Annotated in this window: 16 protein-coding genes; 15 read left to right on the plus strand and 1 reads right to left on the minus strand. The window is 58.0% G+C overall.

The annotated features are described in order from the left end of the window. Positions 1–130 precede the first annotated feature (130 nt). The 6 genes from guaB (at position 131) to FIV08_RS08375 (ending at position 6595) form a co-directional block, all read left to right on the plus strand. Positions 131–1594 (plus strand): IMP dehydrogenase, encoded by a 1464-nt coding sequence (gene guaB, locus FIV08_RS08350; protein WP_072677490.1) that lies wholly within the window; start codon positions 131–133, stop codon positions 1592–1594. Between the two features lie 65 nt (positions 1595–1659). Further along, entirely contained in the window at positions 1660–3237 is a 1578-nt protein-coding gene (guaA, locus tag FIV08_RS08355) for a glutamine-hydrolyzing GMP synthase (RefSeq protein WP_152437978.1), read from the plus strand. Between the two features lie 23 nt (positions 3238–3260). Continuing rightward, complete coding sequence (gene tadA / locus FIV08_RS08360) at positions 3261–3773, plus strand: tRNA adenosine(34) deaminase TadA (RefSeq protein WP_416376911.1); 513 nt, start codon at positions 3261–3263, stop codon at positions 3771–3773. After that, entirely contained in the window at positions 3770–4759 is a 990-nt protein-coding gene (gene galE, locus FIV08_RS08365) for a UDP-glucose 4-epimerase GalE (RefSeq protein WP_152437980.1), read from the plus strand. Before tadA ends, galE begins: the two co-directional genes overlap by 4 nt. Positions 4760–4822: 63 nt before the next feature. After that, a complete protein-coding gene (locus FIV08_RS08370; protein ID WP_152437981.1) occupies positions 4823–6169 on the plus strand; it encodes a UDP-glucose dehydrogenase family protein in 1347 nt (448 codons plus the stop codon). A gap of 15 nt (positions 6170–6184) precedes the next feature. After that, on the plus strand, positions 6185–6595 hold the full coding sequence (locus FIV08_RS08375) for an HIT domain-containing protein (protein ID WP_152437982.1): 411 nt from the start codon (positions 6185–6187) through the stop codon (positions 6593–6595). A gap of 12 nt (positions 6596–6607) precedes the next feature. On the opposite strand, the gene fabR is transcribed toward FIV08_RS08375, so the two are convergent. Next, complete coding sequence (gene fabR, locus FIV08_RS08380) at positions 6608–7234, minus strand: HTH-type transcriptional repressor FabR (protein WP_072677487.1); 627 nt, start codon at positions 7232–7234, stop codon at positions 6608–6610. A gap of 348 nt (positions 7235–7582) precedes the next feature. Here fabR and aspS point away from each other — a divergent pair, with 348 nt between their 5' ends. The 9 genes from aspS (at position 7583) to tolB (ending at position 15854) form a co-directional block, all read left to right on the plus strand. Beyond that, entirely contained in the window at positions 7583–9382 is a 1800-nt protein-coding gene (aspS, locus tag FIV08_RS08385; RefSeq protein WP_152437983.1) for an aspartate--tRNA ligase, read from the plus strand. Between the two features lie 75 nt (positions 9383–9457). Then, a complete protein-coding gene (gene ruvC / locus FIV08_RS08390) occupies positions 9458–9985 on the plus strand; it encodes a crossover junction endodeoxyribonuclease RuvC (protein WP_058089589.1) in 528 nt (175 codons plus the stop codon). Between the two features lie 30 nt (positions 9986–10015). Next, positions 10016–10645: a Holliday junction branch migration protein RuvA gene (ruvA, locus tag FIV08_RS08395; protein WP_152437984.1), complete on the plus strand. Its 630-nt coding sequence runs from the start codon at positions 10016–10018 to the stop codon at positions 10643–10645. A gap of 157 nt (positions 10646–10802) precedes the next feature. Next, positions 10803–11834 (plus strand): Holliday junction branch migration DNA helicase RuvB, encoded by a 1032-nt coding sequence (gene ruvB, locus FIV08_RS08400; RefSeq protein ID WP_152437985.1) that lies wholly within the window; start codon positions 10803–10805, stop codon positions 11832–11834. Next, positions 11818–12252, plus strand: a complete 435-nt coding sequence (gene ybgC, locus FIV08_RS08405) for a tol-pal system-associated acyl-CoA thioesterase (RefSeq protein ID WP_072677484.1) — start codon at positions 11818–11820, stop codon at positions 12250–12252. Before ruvB ends, ybgC begins: the two co-directional genes overlap by 17 nt. A 38-nt stretch (positions 12253–12290) precedes the next feature. Then, positions 12291–12977, plus strand: a complete 687-nt coding sequence (gene tolQ / locus FIV08_RS08410; protein ID WP_058089593.1) for a protein TolQ — start codon at positions 12291–12293, stop codon at positions 12975–12977. Positions 12978–13017: 40 nt separating this feature from the next. Continuing rightward, positions 13018–13464: a protein TolR gene (gene tolR / locus FIV08_RS08415; protein WP_058089873.1), complete on the plus strand. Its 447-nt coding sequence runs from the start codon at positions 13018–13020 to the stop codon at positions 13462–13464. Between the two features lie 75 nt (positions 13465–13539). Further along, positions 13540–14520, plus strand: a complete 981-nt coding sequence (tolA, locus tag FIV08_RS08420; RefSeq protein WP_152439623.1) for a cell envelope integrity protein TolA — start codon at positions 13540–13542, stop codon at positions 14518–14520. Positions 14521–14525: 5 nt separating this feature from the next. Next, the gene (gene tolB / locus FIV08_RS08425; RefSeq protein WP_152437986.1) at positions 14526–15854 is read left to right on the plus strand and encodes a Tol-Pal system beta propeller repeat protein TolB; all 1329 of its coding nucleotides are present in this window, start codon (positions 14526–14528) and stop codon (positions 15852–15854) included. Positions 15855–15886 lie beyond the last annotated feature (32 nt).

The raw sequence follows: 15886 nt of genomic DNA on the forward strand, positions 1-15886 counted from the left end.
CCAAAAACCTCGCGGTTTACTGTCTGTTGGCACCACTTTATAATAGATCGATTAAGGATTTTGCCTTGCTGTGCCGCCGCGGGTACAGCATGGAATTTCCAAACTTAGCATGTTCAAAAGGCGGACCCAAATGCTGCGTATTGCCGAAGAAGCCCTCACGTTTGACGACGTTCTCCTCGTGCCCGGATATTCCGAAGTTCTGCCTCATCAGGTGGAGCTGAAGACTCAATTGACCAAAGGCATCACCCTGAATATTCCGCTGGTGTCATCGGCCATGGATACGGTCACTGAAGCCGAGCTGGCCATCGCCATGGCTCAGGAAGGCGGCATCGGCATCATGCACAAGAACATGTCAGTGGAACAGCAGGCGGCTGCCGTACGCAAGGTCAAGAAATACGAGAGCGGCGTTGTTAAAGATCCGATTACCGTAACGCCTGAAACCACCGTCCGTGAGCTGGTCGATATCACCATGGCCAACAGCATCTCCGGGCTGCCGGTTGTGGATGGCCACGATCTGGTTGGTATCGTCACTGGCCGCGATATTCGCTTTGAAAGCCGGATGGACACGCTGGTGCGTGACATCATGACGCCGAAGGAAAAACTGGTCACCGTCAAAGAAGGCGCGAGCCTGGAAGAGATCAAAGAGCTGCTGCACCGTCACCGCATCGAGAAAGTCCTGGTGGTGAACGACGACTTTGAACTGCGGGGCCTGGTCACCGTCAAGGATATCCAGAAAGCCAAAGACTACCCGCTGGCATGCAAAGACGAGCAGGGCCGTCTGCGCGTGGGTGCAGCGGTGAGCACCGGTGGTGATACCGATGCCCGGATTGCAGCGCTTGCCGAAGCGGGCGTGGATGTGATTGTGGTGGATACCGCCCATGGCCATTCCAAGGGTGTGATTGACCGGGTTCGCTGGGTAAAGCAGAACTACCCTGATGTTCAGGTGATTGGCGGTAACATTGCCACCTCGGGTGCAGCGATTGCCCTGGCGGATGCCGGCGCGGATGCGGTCAAGGTGGGCATCGGTCCTGGCTCCATCTGTACCACCCGTATTGTCGCCGGCATTGGTGTGCCGCAGATTTCGGCGGTGTCCAATGTGGCAGCGGCGCTGAAAGAGCGCGGCGTCCCCGTGATTGCCGATGGTGGTATCCGGTTCTCCGGTGATATCGCAAAAGCCATCGCAGCGGGCGCCCACAGCGTCATGATCGGTAGCCTGCTGGCGGGTACTGACGAAGCCCCGGGTGAAGTGGAATTGTTCCAGGGTCGGAGCTACAAGGCATACCGTGGCATGGGATCTATCGGTGCCATGGGGCAGGGTTCCAGCGACCGCTATTTCCAGGACGCCAGCAAAGGCATTGAAAAACTGGTGCCGGAAGGCATTGAAGGCCGTGTGGCCTGCAAAGGCCCCATGCGCAACATCGTGCACCAGCTGGTGGGCGGTTTGCGTGCATCCATGGGTTACACAGGCAGTGCAACCATGGATGAGATGCGTACCAAGCCGGAATTCGTGCGCATTACCAACGCCGGGATGCGTGAGAGCCACGTTCATGACGTGACCATCACCAAAGAAGCTCCCAACTACCGAATCGGCTAAGAACTGTCTGATTTGACGCGGCCCGGTTTCCGGGCCGCGCTGTTTTTTTAAAGCCCGAGGACTCCATGGCTCAGAACATTCACGACCACCGTATCCTGATTCTTGATTTCGGTTCCCAGTACACCCAGCTGATCGCCCGCCGTGTGCGTGAAATTGGCGTGTACTGTGAAATCAAGGCCTTTGACGTAACAGACGAAGAACTCAACGAGTTCAATCCCAAAGGCATCATCCTGGCGGGTGGTCCGGAATCGGTAACCCAACTGGGTGGTCCCCGTGCACCGGAAGGGCTGTTCGACAAAGGCATTCCGATTCTGGGCATCTGCTATGGCATGCAGACCATGGCGGAGCAACTGGGCGGCCGTGTTGCCAGCTCTGAGAAGCGCGAATTCGGCTACGCCCAGGTGAAAGTTCGGGCCAAGGGCCCTCTGCTGCAGGACATTACCGACCACCTGACACCTGCGGGTGAGTCCCTGCTCGACGTCTGGATGAGCCACGGTGACAAAGTGGTTGCCATGCCGGAAGGCTTTGAGCTTTTAGCCTCTACCGAGAGCGCGCCGATTGCCGCCATGCAGGACCTCAGCCGTAACCTGTACGGTGTCCAGTTCCATCCGGAAGTGACCCACACTCTCCAGGGTAAGCGGATTCTCGAGCACTTTGTCCTGAATATCAGTGGCTGTGAGGCCCTGTGGACGCCGGCCAAGATTGTTGATGACGCGGTTCGCCAGATTCGTGAACAGGTAGGTTCCGAAAAGGTTCTGCTGGGGCTGTCCGGCGGTGTGGATTCCTCGGTAACTGCTGCGCTGTTGCACAAGGCCATCGGGGATCAGCTGACCTGCGTGTTTGTGGATAACGGCCTGCTGCGCCTGCACGAAGGCGATCAGGTGATGGACATGTTCGCCAGCAACATGGGTGTGAAAGTCATCCGTGCGGATTCCGAAGACCTGTTCCTGTCAAAGCTCAAGGGCGTTAACGACCCTGAGCAGAAGCGCAAGATCATCGGCAACACCTTTATTGATGTGTTTGATGCCGAGGCCGCCAAGATCCAAGACGTGAACTGGCTGGCCCAGGGCACCATCTACCCGGATGTGATCGAATCTGCCGCTTCCAAAACCGGTAAAGCCCATGTCATCAAATCCCACCATAATGTGGGTGGCCTGCCGGAAACCATGAAAATGAAACTGGTTGAGCCGCTGCGGGAGCTGTTCAAAGACGAAGTTCGCAAGATTGGACTTGAGCTCGGTTTGCCTTACGACATGGTTTACCGCCACCCGTTCCCGGGGCCGGGCCTGGGTGTCCGTATCCTTGGCGAAGTTAAGAAAGAGTACGCGGAAATTCTGCGCCGCGCCGATGCGATCTTCCTGGAAGAGCTGCACCGTGCGGATCTGTACCACAAGACCAGCCAGGCCTTCGCGGTGTTCCTGCCGGTGAAATCCGTGGGTGTGGTAGGCGATGCCCGCCGGTACGAATACGTGATTGCAATTCGGGCAGTGGAAACCATCGACTTTATGACTGCACGTTGGGCGCGCCTACCGTATGATCTGCTGGAAACCGTATCCAACCGGATTATTAACGAGATTTCTGGCGTTTCCCGTGTGACCTACGACATCTCTTCCAAGCCACCCGCGACGATTGAGTGGGAGTAAGTCGAGGCAGGGGATAAGGGATAGTGAACGACACTCCGGAAGATCGGCGCTGGATGGCCAGGGCACTGGAACTCGCCGCCCAGGCCGGGGCAGCCGGTGAAGTGCCGGTTGGCGCCATTGTTGTTCTGGATGGCAGGGAGATTGGGGCGGGCTTCAATGCCCCGATTTCCCACTGCGACCCGACCGCTCATGCGGAAATCAGAGCCCTGCGGGATGCTGCGGCTCGGGTGGGGAACTACCGGTTGGCGGGTGCTACGCTGTATGTAACCCTGGAGCCCTGCACCATGTGTGTGGGCGCTATTGTCCATGGTCGTATCAGCCGGTTAGTGTATGGTGCCGCTGAGCCCAAGGCGGGCGCCGTTGAATCGGCCCGAAGAACCCTTGAAGAGCCGCACCTGAACTGGCGGGTAGAGGTTTGTGGGGGCGTGATGGCCGAACCGTGTGGTCAGGTGATCTCCGAATTTTTCAGCCGGCGCCGTCGGGAAATCCGGCAGCGCCGCCAACAACACTCAGGGAAGGGAAGCACAGACTCATGAAAGTTCTTGTTACCGGCGGTGCCGGATATATCGGCAGCCACGTTGTGCGTCAGTTGGCAGCAGCGGGCCACGACATTGTGGTGTTCGATAACCTCTCTACCGGCTATCGCTGGGCGGTAACCGCCGGAGAGCTGGTGGAAGCCGACCTGGCGGATGAAGACGCGATAGAAGCCGTATTTTCCGCCCATAAATTCGAAGCGGTCCTGCACTTTGCGGCGAACATCGTGGTGCCGGAGTCTGTCGCCAATCCCCTCAAGTACTACAGCAATAACACCCGTAACACTCTGAATCTGCTGAAAGCGGTTGAGCGCCACCAGGTGCCGTACATGGTGTTTTCTTCCACCGCGGCGGTCTACGGCATGCCAGATGAAACGGTGCTGACAGAAGACCTGCCGCTGGCACCCATCAATCCCTACGGCGCCTCCAAGATGATGAGCGAGCGGATGATGATGGACCTGGCGGCGGCCAGTAACCTTAACTACGTTATCCTGCGCTACTTCAATGTGGCCGGCGCCAATCCCGAGGGCTTGCTGGGGCAGGCGACACCGGAGGCGACGCATCTGATCAAGGTGGCCTGCGAATGTGTGACCGGTCAGCGCGACGGTATGAGTGTATTCGGCACTGACTACGAAACCCGCGATGGCACGTGCATCCGCGATTACATCCATGTGGAAGATCTGGCAAAGGCCCATGTGATGGCGTTGGATTACATGGCCGGGGGTGGCGAGTCTCAGGTGCTCAACTGTGGTTACGGCCGCGGTTTTACCGTGCGAGAAGTCATTGATGTGGTCAAGGCGGAATCCGGTGTCGATTTTCCGGTGACGGAAACCGGCCGCCGTGCCGGCGACCCGGCGGCACTAATGGCCGACAACACGCGAATCAAGAATGTTCTGGGCTGGCAGCCGGATTACGATGACCTCAATACCATCGTGCGTACCGCTCTGGCCTGGGAAGCGGTCTGGCAGAAGAAAAAAGCTTCTCGATAACACTCTCAAACAACGATTTTCAGGAACTTTTAAATGAAGATTACGATTTTCAGGAACTTTTAAATGAAGATTACGATTTTCGGAACCGGATACGTGGGCCTGGTAACAGGTGCCTGTCTTGCGGATGTTGGTCACGATGTGCTTTGTATGGATGTGGATCAGGGCAAGATCGAGAAACTGAAGAACGGCAAGATTCCGATTTACGAGCCAGGCCTCGATAGCATCGTTAAACACACCGTGGAAGCCGGCCGCCTGTCGTTCACCACCGACACCGCACAGGCTGTCAAACATGGCACCCTGCAGTTTATTGCCGTGGGCACACCGCCGGACGAAGACGGCTCTGCCGATCTGCAATACGTGCTCGCGGTGGCCAAATCCATCGGTCAGTACATGGACGACTATAAAGTGGTTGTCGACAAATCCACTGTGCCGGTAGGTACCGGTGACAAGGTAAAGGCAGCGGTGCGTGCACAGCTCGACAAGCGCGGCCTGGAGCTGGATTTCGACGTGGTTTCCAACCCGGAATTCCTGAAAGAAGGCGCTGCCATCAACGACTTCATGAAGCCGGACCGCATTGTGGTGGGTACTGACAGCGAACAGGCGGCCGAGCTGTTGCGAGAGGTTTACTACCCGTTCAACCGCAACCACGACCGGATGATTTTCATGGATATCCGCTCGGCGGAACTCACCAAATACGCTGCTAACTCCATGCTGGCCACCAAGATCAGCTTCATGAACGAAATGTCCAACCTGGCCGAACGCCTGGGTGCCGACATCGAAGCGGTACGCCGGGGCATTGGTTCCGACCCCCGCATTGGCTACCACTTCATCTACCCTGGCTGCGGCTACGGTGGCTCCTGTTTCCCGAAAGACGTTCAGGCCCTGGCCCGGACCGCCGGTGATTGCGATTACGAGGCCAAGTTGCTGAATGCAGTAGAAGCCGTTAACTACGCTCAGAAACACGTGCTGTTCGACAAGATCAGCCACTTCTTCCAGGGTGATCTGAAAGGCAAGGTGGTTGCGGTCTGGGGCCTGGCCTTCAAGCCGAACACCGACGACATGCGTGAAGCCTCCTCGCGGACGCTGATGGAAAATCTCTGGAAAGCTGGCGCCACCGTGCAGGCCTTTGACCCGGAAGCCATGGAAGAAACCCAGCGCATCTACGGTGACCACGAAGGCCTGACCCTGTGTGGCACCAAAGAGCAGGCCCTCAAAGGTGCCGATGTGCTGGCCATCTGTACCGAGTGGAAGGAATTCCGTTCGCCCGACTTCGACCTGATTGCCGGCGCCTTGAAGCAGCCAGCGGTGTTCGATGGTCGAAACCTGTACGAACCGGAAATGCTCGAGCGCCATGGTCTGGTTTACTACGCCATTGGCCGCGGCCGTAACCAGTTTCATTCTGCTGGTTGATCGAGAGGGCTGGTGATGTTTCAGCTACACGAAAGGCTCGCGGCAGATACCCACCACCTGGGTTACAGCCGCCTGTGTGAAATCCTGTTGATGAACGACAGCACCTGGCCCTGGATCATCCTGGTGCCGGCGGTGCCGGACATCCGGGAAATCTACCAGCTGAACCATAAGCAACAGGTGCGGTTGCTGGAGGAGTCCTCTACGCTTGGCCAGGGCATGATGGAGCTTTTCGGTGGCGACAAGATGAATGTGGCGGCGCTGGGTAACATGGTGCCGCAGCTTCATTTGCACCACATCGTACGCTTTGAAGGTGACCCCGCGTGGCCCGGTCCTGTGTGGGGTAAGCAGCCTCCTGTGCCGTACACAGGGGAGGAGCTGGAAGAGATTCGTGCCAGGTTAAAGCCCCTGCTGCAATCCCTGGCCTGAATCGGGCTCCGGTTATTCCCGGCCCTGCTGCCATTGCGCCAGGGTTTGGGAGCCTACCAGAATCATTCGCAGCTCGGTTTTGAGCTTGGCTTTCAGTTCGTCCCGTTCCTTCGGCGTGGCGTCCAGCGCTTCTGCACCTTGATTGAACACCAGGGTGACCATGGATTCAGCCACCAGCCTGGCATCCGCCAGGGGCTTGTTCTGTTCATCCGCAAACCGCCCAAGGTCATCTGCCAGTTCCGTTACGAAGTGATCAATCTCGGCCTTGACGGCGGTTCGGAACGGTTTCGATACCCCGGTGCGCTCCCGCAGCATCAGGCGGAAAAGGTTGGAGTTGTTACCCAGATACTCCATAAACGTATCTACGGATGTGGAAATGGCGCTGCCGTCCCGGGCAATTCGCTTGCGGGCCTGGCGCATTAACTGTCGCAGCGCAACACCGCCTTCATCGACCAGTGCCAGGCCCAGTTCATCCAGCTCGGAGAAATGCCGGTAGAAGGAGGTGGGGGCAATGCCCGCTTCCCGGGCAACCTCGCGCAAACTCAAGCTGCCAAAGCCCCGGTCCGCACTCAATTGTGCCAGGGCGGCATCCATCAAAGCCCGTCGGGTTTTCAGTTTTTGTTCTGCTCTGGTGGCCAACGTCTTACTCCATGGTCCGGTCAAACCATGCATTCTAGCCCCCGGTTTTTTGATAGTCATCCCGACGTTCAATATCCTGTCCCAATTCTCTTCCGGGACGCCTGATTTTCAATGTCATTGTGTTTATAATGGGCGGCTTTTCGGCTATGGTCGCTGACATTTGCGGGCGGCCTCAAAAATGCTGCAAGCAAGCTGATGGGGATGGCTTTCCGAAACACGCTGTGAATACATCCATGTACGCTCGGCTCCGCCATCCATGGCTCCGCACGGTTTCGGAAAGCCATCCCCATCAGCTTGCCCAGACGCTTTTATTAAACGCGAACACATTCAGATACAACGGGAACCGATATGCGCAGTCATTATTGCGGTGGGATCAACGAATCCCACATCGATCAGGAAGTCACTCTCTGCGGATGGGTACACCGCCGCCGAGATCACGGTGGGGTTATCTTCCTGGATCTGCGAGATCGGGATGGCATGTCCCAGGTGGTTGTCGATCCCGACACTCCAGAGAGCTTTGCTCTGGCGGAGAAGGTTCGCAGTGAGTTTGTCGTCAAAGTCACCGGCCGCGTACGCCGTCGCCCGGCGGGCACCGAGAACAGCAACATGCCGACTGGCCAGGTGGAGCTGCTGGGTAAGGAAGTGACCATCCTGAACGCCGCTGCCACACCGCCGTTCCCGCTGGATGAGCACGTGGATGTGGGTGAAGACGTTCGTCTGCGCTATCGCTTCATCGATTTGCGCCGCCCGGAAATGATCAACCGTCTGCGTTTCCGTTCCCGGGTAACCAGTTACATCCGCAACTTCCTGGATAGCCGCGGTTTCATGGATGTGGAAACACCGATCCTGACCCGCGCCACCCCGGAAGGCGCCCGTGATTACCTGGTGCCCAGCCGTACCCACGAAGGTTCCTTCTTCGCGCTGCCCCAGTCGCCGCAGCTGTTCAAGCAGATGCTGATGGTGTCGGGCGTTGACCGCTACTACCAGATCGCCAAGTGCTTCCGCGACGAAGATCTGAGGGCAGACCGTCAGCCGGAGTTCACGCAGGTTGATATCGAGGCCTCTTTCATTGATGAAGAGACCCTGATGAAGCTGAACGAAGACATGATCCGGGCGCTGTTCAAAGACGTGCTGGATGTCGAGTTGCCGGAATTCCCGCGCATGCCGTATTCCGAGGCCATGCAGCGTTACGGCAGCGATAAGCCGGATCTGCGTATTCCGCTGGAACTGCAAGACGTGAACGACCTGGTGGAAGGCGTGGACTTCAAAGTCTTTGCCGGCCCCGCGAAAGATCCTAAAGGCCGTGTTGCAGCCTTGCGTGTGCCCAAGGGCGGCGCGCTGACCCGTAAGCAGATTGACGATTACACCAAGTTTGTCGGCATTTACGGTGCCAAGGGCCTGGCCTATATCAAGGTCAATGAGCTTGCCAAGGGTGTCGAAGGCCTGCAGTCGCCGATCATCAAGTTCCTGGGTGACGACGTGGCCATGGCGATCATGGAGCGCGTTGCAGCAGAAGATGGCGACATCGTGTTCTTTGGTGCTGACAAGACCACCGTGGTCAACGAAGCCCTGGGCGCATTGCGCATCAAAGTCGGTCACGACCTCGACATGCTCACCTGTGAGTGGGCGCCGATGTGGGTGGTGGACTTCCCGATGTTTGAGGAGCTGCCAGACGGCAGCCTCACCGCTATTCACCATCCGTTCACTGCGCCGTCCTGCAGCCCGGACGAGCTGGCGGCCGATCCGGCCAATGCGTTGTCCCGCGCTTACGACATGGTGCTGAACGGCACCGAGCTGGGCGGCGGGTCTATCCGTATCCACGATGGCAAGATGCAGGAAACGGTGTTTCGCATCCTGGGTATCGAAGAAGAGGAAGCTCGCGCCAAGTTTGGCTTCCTGCTGGACGCTTTGAAGTTCGGTTGCCCGCCACACGGCGGCTTGGCTTTCGGCCTGGATCGCCTGGTGATGCTGATGACCGGTTCGTCGTCCATTCGGGATGTCATCGCCTTCCCGAAAACCCAGAGCGCCACCTGTCTGATGACCCAGGCGCCGGGTGCGGTAGACGAAAAGCAGCTGAAAGAGCTGCACATTCGCCTGCGTCGCTCAGCCAAGGCGGTTGAAGGTAACAAAGCCGAAGACAAAGAGTGATGCGCAAGCCCGGAGGTTGCCCATGGCGCCTCCGGGCTGAGTCGTTTTGCTCAAGCTATCTCTGAGGGCGCGCGGATGGCCATCATCCTGGGTGTAGACCCTGGCTCACGAATCACCGGCTACGGCATCATTCGTGCGGAAGGCCGCCAGATCGAGTATATCGACAGCGGCTGTATCCGGGTGGGTGAAAAGCCCATGGCGGAGCGGCTGCAAACCATTTTCCACAGCCTTGCTGTGTTGATTGGTGAGTACCGCCCGGAAGAGTTTGCCATCGAGCAGGTGTTCATGGCCCGTAACCCGGATTCAGCCCTTAAGCTGGGGCAGGCCAGGGGTGCGGCGATTGTCAGTGCCGCCAACAGCGGCCTGGCTGTCCATGAATACTCTGCTCGCCAGGTCAAACAGGCGGTGGTTGGTACCGGTGGCGCTGACAAATCCCAGGTTCAGCATATGGTCCAGGCACTGCTGGGTTTGTCCCGCAAGCCCCAGGCAGATGCGGCGGATGCCCTGGCGATCGCACTGTGTCATGCCCACATGAACCAGAGCATACTGAAGCTCGCCGGCACCGGTGGCAAAGCGCGAAGCGGGCGGGTTCGGCAACAATAACAGGCTCAGACAAGCCCCAGGAGGCCTGCATTGATCGGTAGAATCCGAGGCATATTGATAGAGAAGGCCCCCGGCCACGCACTGGTGGAGTGCTCCGGTTTGGGTTACGAAGTAGACATTCCCTACACCACCTTCTTTCACCTGCCGGAAACCGGGCAGGAAGTTACCTTACACACGCATTTTGCGGTCAGAGAAGACGCCCAGAGCCTGTATGGCTTTGCCTCCCGGCTGGATCGCAATCTTTTCCGGCTGCTGATCAAGGTCAATGGCGTTGGCCCCAAACTGGCTGTCGGCATACTGTCCGGCCTGGACGCCCAACAGTTTATACGCTGTGTTGAGGCCCGCGATGTCAGCGCCCTGGTGAAGCTGCCGGGGGTTGGCAAGAAAACCGCCGAGCGACTCCTGATTGATATGGCTGACCGCATTGGCCAACTGGAAGGGCAGTTCACGCCGACGGTACCGGGGGCAGCGGCTCCGGGCGGCTCCACAACTGCGCCGGCCGCAAGTCACGATGCGAGAGACGAGGCCGAGGCCGCGTTGATTGCCCTGGGCTATAAGCCTCAGGAAGCGGCCAACGCCATCAGCAAGGTGGCTGAGCCAGATATGACCAGCGAGGCGCTGATTCGCCTTGCCTTGCGTAATATGATCCCGGCCGGGTAGTTAACTTGCTCCCCGGTCTTTTTATGTGTCGCCCCATGACACCAATGTGTATAGAGCGTAACGTGACTCCAACCATGCCCTTTGTACAATTGGGGCAACTTGAACGTCAGGCCAAACCTGTGGGCACGTTGTTTATTCCCAGCAAGCGGATAATGCCATGATTGAATCTGACCGACTGATCTCGGCAAAGGCCGGTGAATACGAGGAAGTGCATGATCGGGCCATTCGCCCGACGTTGCTGTCTGAGTATGTGGGTCAGCCGACGGTTCGTGAGCAGATGGAAATTTTCATCTCTGCTGCCCGGGGCCGCCAGGAAGCGCTGGACCACGTGCTGATCTTCGGCCCGCCGGGACTTGGTAAAACCACCTTGGCAAACATTATTGCCAACGAGATGGGGGTGTCGATCAAGACCACCTCTGGCCCGGTACTGGAAAAAGCCGGCGACCTGGCCGCTATGCTGACCAATCTCGAAGAAGGCGATGTGCTCTTTATCGATGAGATTCATCGCCTGAGCGCTGCGGTTGAAGAAGTATTGTATCCGGCGATGGAAGATTATCAGCTGGATATCATGATCGGCGAAGGGCCGGCGGCCCGATCCATCAAGCTGGATTTGCCCCCATTCACCCTGGTGGGTGCCACAACCAGGGCCGGTTTGCTGACATCTCCACTGCGGGACCGCTTTGGCATTGTTCAGCGTCTGGAGTTCTACAACACCCAGGACCTCACGCACATCATTCTCCGGTCGGCACGGTTGTCTTCGGTGACCATCGATGAACAGGGGGCGTTCGAGATAGCCCGCCGTTCCCGGGGCACGCCACGCATTGCCAACCGCCTGCTGCGGCGGGTGAGGGATTTTGCCGAGGTTCGCTCCGACGGCCACATCACTGCCGAGATTGCCGATCAGGCTCTGAACATGTTGAAAGTGGACGACCAGGGCTTTGACCACATGGACCGCCGCCTGTTGCTGGCGATGATTGAAAAGTTCGATGGAGGACCGGTGGGTGTGGAAAGCCTGGCTGCAGCCATCAGTGAGGAGCGGGGGACCATCGAAGACGTGCTGGAGCCGTTCCTGATTCAGCAGGGCTTTATGGTACGAACGCCCCGTGGGCGGATGGTAACCTCCAGCGCCTACCGCCATTTTGGTGTGGTGGCCCCGAAAACCGGCGCTGAGGATGACCTCTTTGACTGAAAACGGTACGAAAGAACGCTTTGAATTACCTATCCGGGTGTATATAGAAGATACAGACGCTGGTGGTATCGTCTTCCATGCCAAGTATCTTCACTACATGGAACGGGCCAGAACCGAGTGGGTGCGTAGCCACGGTGTTGGCTTGAGGGCCGGCCTGGAAGACAACATAAGTTACGTGGTTCAGCGCATGAACCTGCACTATAAGGTGCCGGCCAAACTGGACGACCAACTGCTGGTTACTGCAGAGCCCACGGCCTCATCCCGGGTTTGGATGAACTTTCGGCAGCAGGTGCTGCGAGCGGCAGACCGGCAGTTGTTGTGCGAGGCCGATGTGCGGGTGGCCTGCATCGCACTGGATACCGGCAAGCCCAAGAGGTTGCCTGAAAACATGCAAGAGATTCTGAAGAAATCCATTTAGTTTATTGAAAAGCCTACAAACATAGTTGGGAGTGCACAGTGGAAGCGGAACTTTCAGTCTGGTATCTGATTGCCAATGCCGGGGTTTTGGTGCAGTTGGTCATGCTGTTGCTGGTGTTGGCATCGGTGGTGTCCTGGGCTTTGATTTTTCAACGCATTCAGGTGTTCCGGAAAGCGAAGCAGGCGCAGCTGGCCTTTGAAGAACGGTTTTGGTCCGGCATGGATCTGGGGCAGCTCTACAAAGAAGTGAATGCAGATCCGACGCCGTTTTCCGGCATGGAATCCGTATTCCGGGCCGGCTTCAAGGAGTTTTCCCGCCTGCGTCAGCAAAGCCGCGATGCAGACGCCGTCATGGAAGGCACCCAGCGTGCCATGCGGGTGGCTTTTTCCCGTGAGCAGGAGCGCCTGGAAACCCATCTTCCGTTCCTGGCTACTGTGGGCTCAACCAGTCCGTATGTGGGGTTGTTCGGTACCGTGTGGGGCATCATGAATTCCTTCCGGGGCCTGGCGCAGGTGCAGCAGGCAACGCTTGCCACGGTGGCTCCAGGTATCTCGGAAGCATTGATCGCAACCGCCATGGGTCTGTTTGCAGCGATCCCGGCGGTTATAGCCTACAACCGGTTCTCTGCCATGTCGGATGCGCTGCTGAAGAACTATGAAACCTTTGCCGAGGAGTTTTCCAGCATTCTGCATCGCCGTGTCCATAATAGTGACCAGGCTGCCTGATGGCACTCGTCGATAACGGGAGGAGAACGGCATGAGCGGCATGAAAGGTATGGGCTTGATGCCCCAGCAAAAGCGCAAGCCGATGTCTGAGATTAATGTGGTGCCCTACATCGACGTGATGCTGGTACTGCTGATCATTTTCATGGTGACGGCTCCGATGTTAACCCAGGGGGTAAAAGTGGATTTACCCCAAACCACGTCAGACCCGATCCAGCAGGATAAAGACGTTGAGTCCATTACCGTCTCGGTAGACGCCAACGGCGCCTACTACATGGATATCGGTGACCGCAGCAGCGACCCGATGACGCTGGCTGAGGTGCGTGAACAGGTGGCCAATATCCTGTCGCAGCGCACCAATGGTGAGGTGCTGGTGCGTGGTGATGAGTTCGTGGAGTACGGCGTAGTGGTGCGACTGATGGCTGAGCTTCAGGCGGCGGGCGCAACCGGGGTTGGCCTGATAACCGACGCACCTCAGGAAAGGCCTTAACAGGGTGGCATTATTGTTGTGAAGGGTCACGAGCGGGAAACCATCAGTACCGATACGGCGCCCCTGAAATCGCCAGTGGTAATGTCTGTGGCATTACACCTGCTGATTGTCGGGATTGCGCTGGCGGGCTGGTCCTGGACATCGCCGATATCTGAGCCGGAGCCCAGAACCATTTCTGCGCGGCTGGTCAGCCCGGAACCCCGGCCGAGCCCGGTGGTGGATGAGCAGGATCAGCGAGATCGCGAACAGGAGCGTCGTCAGCAACAGGAGCGTGAGCGCCAGCAGCAGGAAGCAGAGCGCCGTCGTCAGCAGGAAGAGCAGGCCCGGCGGGAAGCCGAACGGCAGGCTCAGGAACAGGCGCGGCAGCGGGAAGAAGAGCGCAAGCGCCAGGAAGCTCAGGCTCGTGAACGGGCCGAGCAGCAGGCGCGGGAACAGGAGGCTGCGCGCCAGAAAGCTGAGGCAGAGGCCAAAGAGCGTGAGCGCCAGCGTGCTGAAGAGGAACGCAAGCGTCAGGAAGAGGCAAAGCGCAAAGCCGAGGAAGAGAAGCGTCGCCAGGAAGAGCGTCGCCGGCAGGAAGAAGCGGAACGTAAACGTCAGGAGGAGGCTGCCCGGCAGGAAGCAGAACGCAAACGCCAGGAAGCCGAGCGCCGATTGAGAGAGCAGCAACTCGAAGCCCTGGCCGAAGAATCCCGCCGAGAGCGGGAAGCGGAAGCCCGGCGCCAGCAGGAAGCCGCTGCCGCCCGCGCCCGTGAAGCGCAAATGCTGTCAGAAAGCGAGAAGTACCAGGCGCTTATACGTGAGCGTTTGAGCCAGGCCTGGTATCCGCCGTCGTCAGCCACGGAAGATATGACGGCCAGGGTTCAGATAACCCTGCTGCCCACCGGGGAACTGGTGAACGCCCGTCTGGTCAGCAGTAGCGGGAATACGGCATTTGATAACTCTGTGTTTAGTGCAGTCCGGTCTTTGAGCCGGTACCCGATTCCGTCAGATCGGGATACGTTTGAGCGTTATTTCCGTCAGTTTACTATTGAATTCAATCCGCAACGGTTGCGGTGAGGCCTATGACATTGAACGCACATGACTCATATCGTCAGGGATTTCCCTTTACCACGGCGCTGGCAGCATTGGTTGTTCTCATGCTGCTTGCCAGTCAGGCGAGGGCAGAGCTGCTGATCCGCATCACGGAAGGCGCTGATTCCGCCATACCGATCTCGGTGGTGCCATTTGCCGAAAGCGGTGCCATGCCCGCTGGCGACAAGGTAAGCAGTATTGTGCAGGCAGACCTGACCATGAGCGGCGAGTTTCGTCCGCTTGAGCCCTCCCGAATGCTGAGCCTGCCTTCACAGCGCTCGGAGGTGTATTTCCGGGACTGGCGCCTGCTGGGGCAGCGCTATGTTCTGGTGGGGCAACTCACCCGTTCAGGCGACCGTATTGAAGCCAGATACGAACTGTTTGATGTTAACCGGGAAGAGCGCATCCTGGGTGAAACAGCCGGTGCCCCGGCCAGCAACGTTCGAACTCTCGCCCATCACATCAGTGACCGGGTGTACGAGGCTATTACCGGGGATCCGGGGGTGTTCTCGACCAAGCTTGCCTATGTCACGGTGACCGGAGACGGCGATAACGCCCGCTATCGTCTGCACGTAAGCGATGTAGACGGAAAGCGCTCAAGAATCCGCCTTGAAAGCCGCGAGCCCATTCTGTCTCCCGCCTGGTCTCCGGACGGCAAGCAGCTGGCCTATGTTTCTTTTGAAACCGGCAAGCCTGTGGTGTTTGTCCATGAACTGGCCAGTGGAAACCGTAGGAAGGTGGCGGATTTTCCTGGTCTGAACTCGGCACCCGCCTGGTCGCCGGATGGCAAATCCATGCTGCTGACTCTGTCCAAAGACGGTAACGCAGAGATCTACCGGCTTGATATTGCCTCCGGCAACCTGACCCGGATGACCAACCATTGGGCCATCGACACCGAGGGTGCCTGGGATCACACCGGCCGGGGAATTTATTTCACGTCAGACCGTTCAGGCGGCCCCCAGATCTACCATATGGAAAGAGCGGGTGCCGAACCAAGGCGCATTACCTTTGGCAGCCGATACAACGCCCGGCCAAGACCGGATGCCAAAGGTGAGTATGTGTATTACGTGCATCAAAGGGAAAGGGCGTTCCATATTGCCCGCACGAATCTGAAAAACGGGGAGGAATCTGTCATTACCCGAACCGAATCGGATGAATCACCGAGCGTTTCACCAAACGGACGTTTGTTGATTTATGCCACACAGCAAAACGGTACCAGCGTGCTCACGGTCGTCTCGGCGAATGGCGGGGCGGCTTACAGCCTGCCGGCGTCAGACGGTGATGTCCGTGAGCCCGCCTGGGGCCCTATCGTTCGCTGAACACGTTGTTGTCCAATAAACCAATCACGATA

It is taken from the genome of Marinobacter sp. THAF197a, from assembly GCF_009363275.1.
Taxonomy (GTDB): Bacteria; Pseudomonadota; Gammaproteobacteria; order Pseudomonadales; family Oleiphilaceae; genus Marinobacter.